Source organism: Anaerovorax odorimutans DSM 5092 (assembly GCF_000426305.1).
GTDB lineage: Bacteria > Bacillota > Clostridia > Peptostreptococcales > Anaerovoracaceae > Anaerovorax > Anaerovorax odorimutans.
Window position 1 is genome coordinate 38,534 of the sequence record NZ_AUFC01000022.1, and the last position, 14,401, is coordinate 52,934.

22 protein-coding genes and 1 other RNA gene are annotated in these 14,401 nt (G+C 28.1%); 16 read left to right on the forward strand and 7 right to left on the reverse strand.

Annotated features, from left to right (window positions below):
- Positions 1 to 18: 18 nt before the first annotated feature.
- The 4 genes from K292_RS0109175 to K292_RS0109190 form a co-directional block, all read right to left on the reverse strand.
- Positions 19 to 327, reverse strand: coding sequence for a zf-HC2 domain-containing protein (locus K292_RS0109175; RefSeq protein WP_027399592.1), 309 nt, complete (start codon positions 325 to 327; stop codon positions 19 to 21).
- Positions 324 to 797 (reverse strand): RNA polymerase sigma factor, encoded by a 474-nt coding sequence (locus tag K292_RS0109180; protein WP_027399593.1) that lies wholly within the window; start codon positions 795 to 797, stop codon positions 324 to 326. The genes K292_RS0109175 and K292_RS0109180 overlap by 4 nt, the downstream gene beginning before the upstream one ends.
- 279 nt (positions 798 to 1,076) lie before the next feature.
- Positions 1,077 to 2,006 carry a class II fructose-1,6-bisphosphate aldolase gene (gene fba / locus K292_RS0109185; protein ID WP_027399594.1) on the reverse strand — a complete coding sequence of 310 codons (930 nt, stop codon included), beginning with the start codon at positions 2,004 to 2,006 and terminating at the stop codon, positions 1,077 to 1,079.
- 104 nt (positions 2,007 to 2,110) lie between these two features.
- Complete coding sequence (locus K292_RS0109190; RefSeq protein WP_027399595.1) at positions 2,111 to 2,533, reverse strand: hypothetical protein; 423 nt, start codon at positions 2,531 to 2,533, stop codon at positions 2,111 to 2,113.
- 359 nt (positions 2,534 to 2,892) lie between these two features.
- Here K292_RS0109190 and K292_RS0109195 point away from each other — a divergent pair, with 359 nt between their 5' ends.
- Positions 2,893 to 3,171, forward strand: coding sequence for a hypothetical protein (locus tag K292_RS0109195; protein ID WP_027399596.1), 279 nt, complete (start codon positions 2,893 to 2,895; stop codon positions 3,169 to 3,171).
- A 2-nt stretch (positions 3,172 to 3,173) separates the two neighbouring features.
- Here K292_RS0109195 and K292_RS0109200 read toward each other — a convergent pair whose 3' ends face one another.
- On the reverse strand, positions 3,174 to 3,659 hold the full coding sequence (locus K292_RS0109200) for an MltG/YceG/YrrL family protein (protein ID WP_027399597.1): 486 nt from the start codon (positions 3,657 to 3,659) through the stop codon (positions 3,174 to 3,176).
- Positions 3,660 to 4,206: 547 nt separating this feature from the next.
- Between K292_RS0109200 and K292_RS0109205 the strand changes: the two genes are divergently transcribed.
- From K292_RS0109205 to K292_RS0109270, 15 genes are all read left to right on the forward strand, one after another.
- A complete protein-coding gene (locus K292_RS0109205; RefSeq protein WP_027399598.1) occupies positions 4,207 to 5,175 on the forward strand; it encodes an RluA family pseudouridine synthase in 969 nt (322 codons plus the stop codon).
- Positions 5,176 to 5,195: 20 nt separating this feature from the next.
- Positions 5,196 to 5,741: a signal peptidase I gene (gene lepB / locus K292_RS0109210; RefSeq protein ID WP_027399599.1), complete on the forward strand. Its 546-nt coding sequence runs from the start codon at positions 5,196 to 5,198 to the stop codon at positions 5,739 to 5,741.
- 27 nt (positions 5,742 to 5,768) lie between these two features.
- Positions 5,769 to 6,281: a signal peptidase I gene (gene lepB / locus K292_RS0109215; RefSeq protein ID WP_027399600.1), complete on the forward strand. Its 513-nt coding sequence runs from the start codon at positions 5,769 to 5,771 to the stop codon at positions 6,279 to 6,281.
- Between the two features lie 62 nt (positions 6,282 to 6,343).
- Positions 6,344 to 6,877, forward strand: coding sequence for a signal peptidase I (gene lepB, locus K292_RS0109220; protein WP_027399601.1), 534 nt, complete (start codon positions 6,344 to 6,346; stop codon positions 6,875 to 6,877).
- The gene (smpB, locus tag K292_RS0109225; RefSeq protein WP_027399602.1) at positions 6,877 to 7,344 is read left to right on the forward strand and encodes an SsrA-binding protein SmpB; all 468 of its coding nucleotides are present in this window, start codon (positions 6,877 to 6,879) and stop codon (positions 7,342 to 7,344) included. Before lepB (K292_RS0109220) ends, smpB begins: the two co-directional genes overlap by 1 nt.
- A gap of 125 nt (positions 7,345 to 7,469) precedes the next feature.
- Complete coding sequence (locus K292_RS0109230; RefSeq protein ID WP_027399603.1) at positions 7,470 to 7,763, forward strand: hypothetical protein; 294 nt, start codon at positions 7,470 to 7,472, stop codon at positions 7,761 to 7,763.
- 140 nt (positions 7,764 to 7,903) lie between these two features.
- A complete protein-coding gene (locus K292_RS0109235; RefSeq protein ID WP_037372924.1) occupies positions 7,904 to 8,143 on the forward strand; it encodes a hypothetical protein in 240 nt (79 codons plus the stop codon).
- Between the two features lie 4 nt (positions 8,144 to 8,147).
- Positions 8,148 to 8,518: a transfer-messenger RNA gene (gene ssrA / locus K292_RS18275) on the forward strand.
- 281 nt (positions 8,519 to 8,799) lie between these two features.
- Complete coding sequence (locus K292_RS0109240) at positions 8,800 to 9,636, forward strand: DUF262 domain-containing protein (protein WP_027399605.1); 837 nt, start codon at positions 8,800 to 8,802, stop codon at positions 9,634 to 9,636.
- An 87-nt stretch (positions 9,637 to 9,723) separates the two neighbouring features.
- A complete protein-coding gene (locus K292_RS0109245; protein WP_027399606.1) occupies positions 9,724 to 10,200 on the forward strand; it encodes a hypothetical protein in 477 nt (158 codons plus the stop codon).
- 4 nt (positions 10,201 to 10,204) lie between these two features.
- Positions 10,205 to 11,302, forward strand: a complete 1,098-nt coding sequence (locus K292_RS17885) for an AAA family ATPase (protein WP_027399607.1) — start codon at positions 10,205 to 10,207, stop codon at positions 11,300 to 11,302.
- Positions 11,280 to 12,152: a DUF3201 domain-containing protein gene (locus K292_RS0109255; RefSeq protein ID WP_027399608.1), complete on the forward strand. Its 873-nt coding sequence runs from the start codon at positions 11,280 to 11,282 to the stop codon at positions 12,150 to 12,152. Before K292_RS17885 ends, K292_RS0109255 begins: the two co-directional genes overlap by 23 nt.
- 111 nt (positions 12,153 to 12,263) lie before the next feature.
- Entirely contained in the window at positions 12,264 to 12,623 is a 360-nt protein-coding gene (locus K292_RS0109260) for a hypothetical protein (RefSeq protein WP_027399609.1), read from the forward strand.
- 145 nt (positions 12,624 to 12,768) lie between these two features.
- The gene (locus tag K292_RS16625; RefSeq protein WP_051280580.1) at positions 12,769 to 13,350 is read left to right on the forward strand and encodes a DUF1643 domain-containing protein; all 582 of its coding nucleotides are present in this window, start codon (positions 12,769 to 12,771) and stop codon (positions 13,348 to 13,350) included.
- 86 nt (positions 13,351 to 13,436) lie between these two features.
- Positions 13,437 to 13,655 (forward strand): hypothetical protein, encoded by a 219-nt coding sequence (locus K292_RS0109270; protein WP_027399610.1) that lies wholly within the window; start codon positions 13,437 to 13,439, stop codon positions 13,653 to 13,655.
- A gap of 7 nt (positions 13,656 to 13,662) precedes the next feature.
- Here the strand turns inward: K292_RS0109270 and K292_RS0109275 are convergent, their stop codons facing one another.
- Together K292_RS0109275 and K292_RS18840 are read right to left on the reverse strand one after the other, a co-directional pair.
- A complete protein-coding gene (locus K292_RS0109275; protein WP_027399611.1) occupies positions 13,663 to 13,905 on the reverse strand; it encodes a helix-turn-helix domain-containing protein in 243 nt (80 codons plus the stop codon).
- A gap of 237 nt (positions 13,906 to 14,142) precedes the next feature.
- The coding region (locus K292_RS18840; RefSeq protein ID WP_027399612.1) for a hypothetical protein at positions 14,143 to 14,401 on the reverse strand (259 nt) is incomplete at its 5' end.

Consider the following 14,401-nt stretch of genomic DNA (forward strand, 5'->3'; position numbering starts at 1 on the left):
ATATAGCAATTGGTTCTTTTATGATATTTTTATATCAAAAAAGATAAAAAGGATAAGTGCAAAAACACATGTGATTAATATACCTTCAATAAGTGATTTAAACATTCCTTTTTTCCATTCTTTAGATATTTTTTTTACAGATTCAGCTTCATTTAAATTCTTTTCTATAGGGTTAAAAGGTAATTCTTGATGCATAAGTTTAAGTTCTTCTTTGCATAAGGGACACTCATTAATATGTTTTTCTATCATTTCTTTACTCTTTTGGCTGCAAACGCCATCCACATATAAAGGTAATAAATCTTTTATAATATCACAATCTATTTTCATTTCAATTCCTCCTGTAGTTGTTTTTTTGCACGATAAAAAATAAGTCTTGCCCAATTATCTGTTTTCTCAAATAATTCTCCAATTTGAGTGAATGGTAATTCTCCAAAAACTCTTAAAGTGAAAACTTCTTTATATGGTTCCTTCATATTATGTATAAGACAATGTAATCTCTTTATAGTCTCCTTATCAAGATAATTTTTCTCTAGATCAAATGGAGTATTAGAAAAATCAATACAAGTGTCAGATATCTTTTTTTGTTTCTGATATTGTGTAAAATAGGTATTTTTAGCAATTTGACAAAGCCACACATACAATTTACAGTTTCCTTTGAACTTCTTAATATTTTTTATTGCTTTGAAAAAAGTTTCTTGTGTAATTTCTTCTGCTGTTGATTCATCTTTGCAAAGAGTTAATACATATTTATATACATTTGTGAAATGCTGTTTATATATTTCTTCAAAATCTGTCACTTTTTCACCTCCTTATGTATAAGACTGTTGGTTTTTAATTTTGTTTCAAAAAAGATTATTGTTTTTAGATTTAAGAAACTTATCTGTTATTAATGTTTTAATTTTCGTATATACTTTTTTTATTGTCAAATACAAAGAATTTAAATTAAAAAGCTGTTTGCATATGCAAACAGCTTAATATAAAAAATATGTAATTTGTACCTATAACTGTAATAAATACATGATGTTTTTTTTAATTTAAGGTATAAAAGAATATGCATTTTGCATTATATCTTTTATTTATGCTTTTCCGTTACAACCAAGAACATTGACAATTTTACGCTTTACCATATCTCTGATAGCATCACGGGCAGGGGTTAAATATTGTCTTGGATCAAAGTCGGATGGATTATTAGCAAGATGTTCTCTAACTGCTGCAGTCATTGCAAGGCGAAGATCTGAGTCTATATTAATCTTACAAACAGAGCTTTTTGCAGCCTGACGAAGCATATCTTCAGGGATACCGATAGCATCTGGCATGGCACCGCCATATTTATTGACTTTTTCTACAAATTCCGGAATTACAGAAGATGCTCCATGAAGTACGATAGGAAATCCGGGAAGTCTTTTAGAAACTTCATCTAATATATCAAAACGAAGCATAGGTTTTTGACCTGGTTTGAATTTATATGCTCCATGGGATGTCCCAATTGCAATGGCAAGTGAATCAACGTTAGTTTTCTCTACAAATTCTTCTACTTGAGCTGGATCAGTATAAGAATGATTTTCAACGTTGACATCATCTTCGACGCCAGCAAGCTGACCTAATTCACCTTCTACTACGCATCCATGAGCATGAGCGTATTCTACTACTTTTTTTGTTAGTGCAATATTTTCTTCAAATGGCAAATGAGACCCATCAATCATAACAGAAGAAAAGCCTCCATCGATGCATGATTTACAAATTTCAAAATCTGCTCCGTGATCTAAATGAAGTGCTATTGGAAGATCTGTTTCTAAAATAGCTGCTTCCACTAGTTTAATTAAATAGTTATGTTTAGCATATTTTCTAGCACCTTTAGAAACCTGAAGAATAAGAGGAGCGTTTTCCTCTTTTGCAGCTTCTGTGATACCTTGTATAATTTCCATGTTGTTTACATTAAATGCCCCGATAGCATATCCACCTTCATAAGCCTTTTTAAACATTTCAGTTGTAGTTACAATAGCCATAATAATTAACCTCCAATTGAACTCAATAGTGTATTTTAAATTATTATATCCATTATACACCTGTATATAGGAAGTTGCATATCACAATTTATATTTTTATTGAGCTAATTTTCGCTATTATTAGTTAACATTGAAATAATAGGAGCCATTGTACTCATAATATTTTCTATATCTCCAAACTTTTTTACACCTGAAATTGTATTAGAAATATTGTCTATTTGATTGCTGGTTTTATTTTCAGATAAAAAACCACGTACAGCATCAAGAGAATCTTGAATTCTGTCCAAATAATTTGATTTGTTCATAGGTACTTGTCGTACTTGATTTAAATGATTAATTTTTTCAAGAGCATTAGTTATAGAATGCATACGATCAAGGAATAATTCCATTTTAAAAGTATCAAAATAAGTAGGCGGAGATGGAATTTTAAGATTCATGGCCTTTACCTTACCCTCAGAGATACTTTTATTAATACCCCCTTGATTACCAAAGATTAATATAATAATTAAAATAAGAATAGGATTCATATGTACCTCCCCAAGGAAAATAATATACCTAACTAAATTTGCAGAGCAAATTCAAAGTAGGAGCCCATTTACCACAGCTTTAGCTGTAATGGAAAATGGGACAGCGAAGCATAGCGTAGGTGCCATACAGAAAGTTCCCAATCTATGATTGGATTAACTTTTTCAGTTGAGCACCTAACTAAATTTGCAGAGCAAATTAAAAGTAGGTGCCATACAGAAAGTTCCCAATCTACGATTGGATTAACTTTTTCAGTTTTAATTATTAATTATTATATGTCAAGAAAGCTTTATGAGTGCATATAATTATATAGTAAGATATATTGAAATTAATAAAAATAAAATAAAAGGGAGGGATACATATGGATCTTAATAATAAAATGCTGAATGATTTAGCAAATCAATTAGGAATACAGGGTAACGATTCTAATTCAAAAAAAGCTGCCGGAATGGCAGAAAAATACAAAGGGAAAAGTGATGATGAATTAATTGGTGAAATTCTTAATTTAAAGAAAGCAATGAAATCAGATAAAGCACAGTTTGAAAAACAAATGATGGCAGTCAAAGCTTTAAGAGGTATGATGAATCAACAACAAAGAGCCCGACTAGATAAAATAATCAGACTCCTTGAAAATGATTAATATTATTTAGTTATAATTGCAACAATGTCTGCCGGTGTAGAATTTGAAGGAATTATAAAAGTTCCTGCTTTAAGCTTAGAATCTGCTCCGGCAGCTGCAATTGCATCATAAAATTCCTGTTTATCCTTTATTAGATTTACGCTCAGAAGAGTGTCAGCAATTTTTGAGTCTGTAGATCCAGGTTCAATATAAACAGAGTATTTTACAATATCATCCGACTTCTTTGTATTGTCAGATTCTGATGAAGTTTTTTCATTCCCTTTAGAATTGTCTATACTTTCATCTGTAGTAGTTGCAGCTTTATTGTCAGACTTATTATCTGATGTGGTGTGTTTACTTTCATTGCCTGCCTTTTCTATTGTCAAGCTTGAAGGATAAGACATTATAACGTTAATTCGATTAAATATAATCAGCCCTGCTATACAAATAATAACAAGAGCTATTAAAATATCATTTTTATCATATATAATATTTCTAAATGTTTGCATTTTAAGTACCTTTCTTTTCTTTCTAAATTATTGTATATTAATAGTAATTATTAGAATAATTGAGTAGCTAATTGTACATATTGCCATCTTGATAATTAAAATACTACCAATTATCAATGTGACTTTTCATATTTGTCAATATCATAGGACTTTATTTGTCCATATTAAAAGTGCAATCAGAATTTCAAAATATATTTAAAATTTCTTTTTGCACATGATGGCAGTTTTTTAACCTTATATTCTGCTAATGTGCCCTTTAAAACTACATAATATTACAAAAACATATTTTTTAATATAATTTTGTATAAATTTATATATACTATATTTTCAATTTATCACATATATAGAATAAGTACAAATGTTATTTTGTAATTATTTATTAAGTTTTGTTTACATGGTGTATTTATATAATAAACTGTTGTATAATTTATTTTAGCTTAAGGAATAAAAAAGAAATTTATGTTAATTATTTACTTAAAAATATTTTAATTTTTTAATTTTCTATCACAAAAAATTCTATAATTTTTCATAATTTAGGAGTAATATATTGATAAAACTGATAATTACTGAAAATGAGGACAACCAAAGACTGGACAGATTCCTAAAGAAATATTTCAAAAGTGCCCCTTTAAGTTATATTTATAAACTTATTCGTAAAGATGTAAAATTAAACGGAAAGAGGGCTAAGATTGAAAGCGTTTTGCAGCAGGAAGACGAATTAAAAATATATATATCAGATGAAGAAGCAAAAGCATATAGAGAAAAGAAATCTTTTGCAAAATCTAAGAGGCAATTTAATATTGCTTATGAAGATGAAAATATCCTTATAGTTGAGAAACCATATGGACTCTTAACTCATGGAGATAAGACAGAAAAGAAAAATCATCTGGCTAATCAAGTTGCAGGATATTTGGCAGATACGGGAGAATATGATCCTAGCAGAGAAAGAACCTTTATGCCTTCACCTGTAAATAGACTTGACCGTAATACAACGGGTCTTGTCATATTTGGTAAAAATAATAAAGCATTGCAAAGTCTAAATAAAATGATAAGAGAAAAAGATTATATAAGTAAATTTTATCTTACAATTGTTGTTGGAGAATTAAAAAAAGATTTAAAACTTATAGATAAAATGGAAAAAAATCTGACTAAAAATGTTGTTACAGTATCGCCCTTAGAATCCAGCGAAGGAAAGGTCATGGAAACTATAGCAAGACCTTTAAAATCAGCCAAAGGATATACTTTAACAGAAGTAGAACTTGTAACGGGCAGAACTCATCAAATCAGGGCACATTTGGCAAGTGCAGGTTTTCCGGTTATCGGAGATACAAAATATGGGAATAAATATACTAATGAAAAAATAGCTAAGCAGTTTGGTTTGAGAACACAATTTCTTCATGCTTATAAATTAAAAATTAAAAAAGGAATAGAGCCTTTAGATTATCTAAATGATTTAAATGTAATATCAGAGTTGCCATCTAATTTACAAATTATAAAAAACAATTTATTTGATTAGTAAGTATTAAGGAGACCGATATGACAGGATATGATGATAATAACAAATCTTTTAAAGAAAAATATAAAATATATATTTACCCTGTGATATTAGCTTGGATTATGACTATGTTTATAAGACCCATTGTTTCTGATGGTGAAGCTATGCTTCCTACTATAAAAGATAGGCAAGTGATTATTGTTTCTAAAGAAAACTATTCAAAAAATAGAGGAGTGCCAGAGTTTCAGCAAGTAGTAGCTTTTAAAAAAGATTTTATACAAGATGGCGATAAAGGAGATAATACTATTCGCAGAGTCATTGGATTGCCAGGAGATAAAATTCAAATAAAAGATGGAAAAGTATATAGGAATGGTAAAACTATAAAAGAAAATTACATTTCCGGAGAGATAAAAGGCGATTTTGGACCTATTATAGTAGGTGAAGAGGAAGTATTTGTATTAGGAGATAATCGAAGCAACAGTATAGACAGTAGAGATGAAAGAGTTGGAACTTTAGATATGAGCTTAATAAGGGGTTCCTGTAAATTAGTAATATGGCCTTTAAATGAATTTGGTAAAATAGAATAAATATATTTACAACATAGGAGAAATTAAATGAAAGAATGGATTAAGGATATTGTAATAGCAATAATTGTAGCGATTATTATAATACAGTTTGTAAAACCTACAATAGTTAAGGAAATGTCGATGCAGCCTACGTTATATGAAAATAATTATATATTTTTAAGTAAGCAGGCATATTTATTTAAAGAGCCTAAAGAGGGGGATATTATAGTATTTCATACTGATCTTAAAAGAGAAGACGGTAAAGAAAAATTACTTATTAAGAGAATTATTGGGTTGCCGGGAGATGTGATAAATATTGATGACGGCAAAGTATATGTTAACGACGAGCTTTTAGATGAACCGTATATATTAGAGCCATATACGTCTGGCCAAGTTGAAAATCAAAAAGTTCCTGAAGATAGTCTGTTTGTTATGGGAGACAATAGGCAATACAGTAAGGATAGCAGAGACCCTAGTGTGGGTTTTGTACAAATCGATAAGATAGTTGGTAAAGCAGTGTTTAGGTTATATCCATTTAATGAGATTGGAATAATTCACTAGATACTTTGAGGATAAAATTTTCAACAAATATTAATAATTTATTAAAAAATTAGGGGGTTAAAATGAAAAAAACCATATTTGAATTTGCTAAGACAATTATTCTTGCTTTAATAATAGCATTAGTAATTACAGCGTTTATTAAGCCGACTTTAGTTAAGGGATATTCCATGTATCCTACTATAGAGCCAAACAATTATTTGATCGTAAACAAAATTCCTTATCTTACAGGAGAACCAAAAAATGGCGACATAATTGTTTTTAAAGCACACATTTATACGGAAAATGGTGAGGAAAAGGATTTAATAAAAAGGGTTATGGGAGTTGCTGGTGATACTATAGAGATAAAAGAGGGAATTGTTTATAGAAACGGGAAAAAGCTTGATGAAGGTTATTTAGGTGAAGGCATTAGCTCAGGTGATATGGATGCTGTAACAATCGAAGACGGACACATCTTTGTAATGGGGGACAATAGACCAAACAGTCTAGACAGCAGAGATCCTGCAATTGGTATGGTAGCTGTATCTGATATACTTGGCAGAGCTGATTTAAGACTATATCCATTTAATGAAATAGGGTTTATAAACAAGGTGGAATAATGAAGAAAAAAAAGATTTTAGCCAATAATAAAAAAGCAAGGCATGATTATTTTATAGATGAAACATATGAAGCAGGTATGGTACTTACAGGTACTGAGATTAAATCAATGCGGCAGGGAAAGTTAAATTTAAAAGAAAGTTATGCTAAAATTGAAGGTGAAGAATTAATTATATATGGTATGCATGTAAGTCCTTTTGAACAAGGGAACAGGTATAATGTAGATCCCCTTAGACCAAGAAAATTGCTTTTGCATAAACAGGAGATCAGGAAATTGATAGGATATACTACATTAAAAGGTATGACTATTGTTCCGTTAAATGTATATCTAAATGAAAAAGGAATGGCAAAAATGGAGATTGCTGTAGCCAGAGGTAAAAAGGATTATGATAAACGTCAAGATATAGCTAAAAGAGATGCCGACAGGAAAATGCAGCAAGCTGTTAGGATAAATGATAAGAATTATTAAAATGTTAAAAGTACTTTATATAAGAAATTGTAATATAATGAAATATGTTGTTAAATTCCCTACTGGATAAAATCTGGAATTACCAAGATACTAAGTTATATAATAAATACAAAGGAGAAATAATAATGAGAAAAATTAAACTAATGCCAGATACTCCTTTTTCTACAAATTGTGATATCTCTGTTTATGATATAACAGACGGCAGTGAAAAGAAAAGATGTAAAATTAAAATAGAATATGCAGAATTTGATATAGATCAAATGAAAAAGAAAGGCGATACTAAAGAGGAAGTTTTACAGAACTATAAAAGTTTAATTTATGATACCGTAAAATATTATATTAAAGACGATTGGGAATGTGTAGATAATTACGACTCTATTCTTAAGATTATAGATGAGAAAATATGTAAATATTTTTAGTAATTTTTACTTGATGTAAATTTAATGTTGATTTTGTAAATTAATTGGGTATAATGAATACAAAGACATATTTTAGTGCATAATAATCGGTATAACTTTCATGGGTAATGAAGAAAGTTAAAAAAGAAAAGAGGTTGCTTATGAAAAATTTATTTGATTACACAGACCGATATATGAAAAAAGCTACTTGGAAAGATATGGCCTTATTAAAAATATGTTTAACCTCTATGGGAGTGGTTATAGGAACTTCAGTTTCTAATAAATCAAAAAAACCTGTAAAGCAAGGTGCAAAAATTTTATTTGCAGCAACATACATTCCATTAATGATTAAAGCAGTTTCCGTACTCTTTGAGAGAGAATCAGAAACTGATAATAATTAAATATGGGGGTGTAAAGGTTTCGACGGGGGTATGGAATCAGGATAAGCGAGCCGTAGTTGCCAAGTCTACGTAAAAAGTGGCACGTTTAAATATAAACGCTAAAAATAATAACAATTACGCTTTAGCTGCATAGTCAGCAACCGCTATATGCGGTGCGTCGTCAGCCCAAATTCACCTGTAGGTTTGGAATCTGACGTCAATATACAGGAAAACTCTGTGTGAGCTCCTAGTAGCACAGGGGAACAATAGGATAGTCAAGGTTATACCCTGCTAGTGGGGGATAACTGAGGCGAAATTTTAAATCATTAGCTGCGCTCGGAGAAATTCTTGCGGAAATGCTTTCGGACGTGAGTTCGACTCTCACCACCTTCACCATGAAACCCACGACCGTACAGTTTAGGCTGTACGGTTGTTTTTCTTTAGTAATGAAAGGAGAGGTCTTTATATAAATTTATTATAATAAACCAAATTTTTCTACAGAGTTATATAAAATATGATAGTATATAAAGGACAATCTATTAAGTTTAATTTTTTGTAAATTAGATGGTAATATATAAAAAATTGAGTAAAAAGATAATATTATAAGCATAAAATTATAAAACTAAAAAGAACTACTATATTATTATAAAGCTATTTTATTATAAAGGAGTTAAAGTATGCCAACTAATAAAAAGATAGTAATTGAAATTATGATTGAAGAAACAAGTAAATTTTTAATCTTTAAGAAAGAAAGTTCTACAAGTAACATCTTTAAAGATGAGTCTAATATAAGATTAGAAGCAATCCTTAATCAAGATGAACATTGTTATGATGCAAAGCGTATAGATAATATTGATATATATAGACAATCTACTGAAGATATAATTGAATTATTTATTGACAAATATAATCAATTAGGGGATATGAAAAGAGAGGCATTAGAATCAGGTGTAGAATATACAATAGAAGATAATCAGGAGGATGAAGAAGAGAAAGTTCCATATGATCCTAATTCAATTAGAATAACCCAAGGTAGATTTTCATTAAAAGAGATAGTTGAGATGATTACAGGGACAGATTATGATGAGGCTATTTTGGATTTATCTCCAGATTTTCAAAGGAATTTTGTATGGGATATTACAAGAAAATCAAGATTAATAGAATCAATTTTATTAAAAATTCCATTGCCAGTATTTTATTTAGCAAGAGATAATGATGGAAAATATCAAGTTGTTGATGGAGCTCAGAGATTAACTGTAATTAAAGATTTTTTTAATAATAAATTTAAATTAAGGAATTTAGAATATTTAGAGGATGAATATGATAATAAATATTTTCTGAAAAATGAAAAGAATTCGTTAATACCTAAATCGGTAAGGGCATTGAGGTCATATCAAATAGATTGTAATATTATTGAACCAGAAACACCTCATAAAGTTAAGCTAGACATATTCAAAAGGTTAAATACAGGAGGAAGAAGTTTAAATAGGCAAGAAATTAGAAACGCAATTTAAAAAAAAGAGTCTAGAAATTTAATTAAAGAACTCGCTGAATCAGCAGAATTCAAAATAGCAACTAATTATGGGGTTAAGCCGAAAAGAATGATGGATCAAGAATTAGTTTTACGATTTATTGGTTTTTATTTAATTTATAATCAACAATATTCTAATTTAAAGTATATTGGTAAAATGGATGAATTTTTGGATGATGTAGTAGAAATCTTAAATAATAATTTAAGAATACTGCCAATTAAGCAAATCAAGGAAGATTTTTATAAATCTATGAAAAGTGCTGTGATAATGTTTAATAGTTATGCTTTTAGAAAGATAGAAATAAATTATAAAGCAAATAATAAAAATATGATAAATAAATCATTATTCACATGTTTATCAGTTTTAATATGTAAATATGATTCTAAAGAGGTTATTAAAAAAGGATTAATATTAGATTCGTTTGCAAAAGCAATTAATACTGATAAATATCTTTATGATTCAATTTCTTATGCAACTAATGATGCAATGAGAATTGATACGGCATTCTTAAAAATAGAAAATTTTTTGAAAGGTATATACGAGTAATTATATGATAAAACAAATTAAGATACAAGGATTTAAAGGATTTAAGAACTGTTCCATAAATTTTAATAAAGCTAACTTACTTTTAGGAGCTAATTCTGGAGGGAAATCATCTTTAATACAGACTTTATTATTATCGGAAATGGTTTTACAATCAAATAAGATGGGGATTAAAAGTATAGATGTAACAAATAACAAGTATAAAATAAATTTATATGGATTTGATGAAATTTTATCTGATAAGGCAGAAGATGATAATTTTACGTTTCAATTGTTTGATACAGAAGAAAGAAATATTATAATAAGTTTTTTCCCAACTGAAGATCAAAATGTAATAACTACTTTAATTAACGAGTTTATAGAGGATTTTTTTCCAAAATTAATTTATTTAAGCGCAGAAAGAAGTATATCAATTAATCAAAGAGCAGGAAACATTGATAATATATACTTGGGATTGGAAAATGAATATTTGGGATATATAATTGAGAAAGGTAAGAAAAAATTAATAAAGCCATATCGAGATAGAAACTATTGGGGTAATATAGACAATTTATTTTTGGATATTCAAATTAATGATTGGTTAAATTATATATTACCAAATAATAAGGTGACCGTTAAAAATAGTGGATATGATAATCATTTTTCATTATTATTTGGTGATAAAAATAACTTGCATCAAACTAATATTGGGTATGGTGTTGCTTTTATATTACCAATAATTATTGCAGGATTGATTTCAGATAGAGGTAGTATTCTTATAGTTGAAAATCCAGAGTTACATTTACATCCTCAAGCACAATCTAAAATTGCAATATTTTTATCTGTTATTGCAAATTCAGGTGTACAAGTTTTTATTGAGACACATAGTGAACATATTGTAAATGGATTTAGAAAATCCGTTATAGATACAAATGCAGGGTTAAAATCTTCTGAATTAATAATCAATTATTTTAATGTGAATGATGGATGTAATGTTGAAGAAGTACCTTTAAATGAAAAAGCGGAGATAAAGTATTGGCCTGAAGGCTTTATGGACCAAGAACAAAATGACTTGTTTGAAATGAGAAAAATGAGGTTATTATATGAAAGACGCTCTAGTCATTAATAATATGACATTACTTAAAATACTTAAAGAAAATGATGTATCAATAGTAGAGGAATTTTCAATAATGGTTGATGTTTTGAGAAAGCTAGCATATAAAGTGATTTTATCAGATGAAAATTTTATAGAAGACATATATAATGAATTGCATAAAAATAAGAATAATGAAGATATAAAATCTATAAGTATGTCTTTTGAGAAAGTATTTACCTTTTTAAGGGAAATAGAACATAATGAAATTATAGATAATATTAAAGGAACTATTTCTAAGGAAGATAAAAAATTTCAAAGGGCTTTAGGCAATAATCAATTATTTAATAGAGGATTTACTGTTATAGGATATAAGCTGGATGATATAGAAGGAATTAGAAATATTTATAATTTAGATGCTTTTAAGCAGGTATTATTAATATTTTGTGATAAAGTAAATAATATAAATGAATTTGTGAATAAAATAAAAATAATTTTGTTTGACTTATGTTTTGACGAAAATATTGAAGAGTCAATTAATGATTTAAATTATGGGTTCAATAATAGGAGGAAAGAAATAATATATCATTTATATTGTATAGATAGAGAAGTCCCATATATTATAAAAAAATATAATGGTGGATACAGCAAAATTGGGGATATGATGTCTATTGAATGTTCACCTGAGAGAAATAGAAATATTGTTAGAAATAAACTTACAAAAACAATTAATGGTAATAGTTTTAATTGTGAATTACATACAAAGATGAAAAAAATAACAAATCAAGCTCCTGATAGAATTTATTTTTGTCCATCAATACCAAGTGGAATTTGTGAAAATACAGGTCAAATATATATATACAAAATAACTAAGCATATTTAATTAATATGCAATTTAATTAAATAATTTAAGAACCTACAAAGTAAATAAAAAATAGCTTTTGTAGGTTCTTTCTTTTTGTAATAAGATATAAAAAGGGGGATTAGTTTAAAGATGATAAAAATAGCTCATATAGAAGAAACAGAAAATCTTAGATTGTCAGATGAAGTGACAAAAGTAATTAAAGAGGAAGCAACCATTCTTGATAATGAATATGGCATTGATCGAGATGTAGATGGTAAGGATGGAGGATATATTCTAGTAATAGAATCCGAAGATGATTTTAAAAGACTAAAAGATATTGATATAAATATCGATACAGTTATAGTTGAGGATATTATTAAAATCAAAACAGAAAATGAAGAAGATTGGTTAAATTGTTTAATCCTTTTCAATAACGATTTTGGAATATCTTTAATAATGCCATTCAAAATAGCTCCCAATAACTTGATTAATGAAATTGTAAATTATTAAAATTGGTATAATTCATTCATTTCATTTATTGGTAAAGTTATAAATTATTAGACATAATTTTAATTGAAAATCTAATATATATTATTATTTAGTAAGTAGTTATCTAAAAAGGTAGCTGCTATTTTTATTTTTAAAGGAGACTGTAATGGAAATACAAAAGAATACTATGTTAACAACGGTTCATTATTCACAAGACAAGAAAGAACGATTTTTACTAGCTAAAGAGTGGGATAAGACTTTGCCTAAGGCAACTGTTATTATGCTAATGCCAGGAATATCAGATATAATACAGCAAGATGTTACTACTTGCTGTATTATAAATTGTACGTCTAAGCTAGGTTTTGGATGTGTAGATATTGTTAATCTATTTAGTAGTTTGGAAGGAAAGATAAGCAAGGATACTGATATAAAGAAAATGTCTAATCAAGATAATGATAAGATTATTTTAGATTCAGCTGCTAATTCTATTAAAGTAGTTCTTGCATGGGGTAAATGTGATGAAACTAATTTAAAAATTAAGAAGAGAGTTGAAGAGGTAGTGAAATTACTTAAGCCATATAAAGATAAGTTATATCTAATAGGAGATGGCAGCGGTAGAAGAGGATATAGTCCTATGTATCCTAAAATTAGAAATGGTTGGGAACTTGTAAAACTTTCACAGGAAAATATTATTATAGATAAAACAGAAAATAATAATGACAAGAGAACTAAGAAGGTAAATAAGTAACTTCTTAGTTTTTCTATATAAAAATTTAAAAAGGGAGGTGTAAAATCATATTAGAGTTATATCTAAATAAAAGGATAGAAAAAATATTGTCAGAAATGGAGATAATTAATTATGAAGTAAAAAAGATAAGAAAATTTAAGCGTAAGATATTTAAAAAGGCAGATTCACATACTAAAGATATACTATTAAAGTATGAAGAACTAGAAAGTAATGAAAGAGAAATAACCGTGAAAACAGTTTACCTTCAAGCAATAAAGAATGTATTAGATAAAGTAAAATGGCTACTTACTAAGAGTATTGATTAGATAATTATCATTTACCAGTAAGTAGCCATTTTACTTCTACTCTGAGAGCTGCAGCAATAGCAACTACTTCATAATCAGTAACAAGGCGTTCATTACGTTCTATTTTAGAAATGGCTGTTCTATCTAATGTAAGAGATTCTAATTGAAGTCTAGCAGCCAAATCTTCTTGAGTAATTTTGTTCTGCTTACGATAGGTCTTAAGGCGTTCGCCTATAATATTCTTTTTATCATTTGGAGTATTAATTTTCATATAATCACCTAAAATGTTTTATATTAGCACATTTTTATTGATTATAGACAAAAAATAAGGTAAAATAGTGCTAAAGAAGCACAAAAATAAAAAATGTAAATTAAAAGTAAAACAAAGGAGCGAAAAAATGATAATAGCTCATAATGTAAATATATCCAATGTAAATAATAATTTAAAAATTAATAACTCAACTTTCCCAGCTTAAAAAACTGGATGCACCTTGAAAAATAAATATGATTACGCACACAATTTTAGTTTTTGATTCCAAACTTGAGGAATTGACGAAAAAAAGGTACTCAAAATTTGCTCTGTCATCTCTTCTGAGATTAGAGAATACGCGGATAGAATTTCTTTAAGCGTTGAAATTATTAACTTTAATGATGTTGAAAGTCTAATGTCTGCTACCTCATCGCATACTTGAAAAAAGAATCCTCCTATAGTTCTTAAATCTATAGTACTTCTAGATTCATTTGCAAGCATAATATAGCGAAGAAAC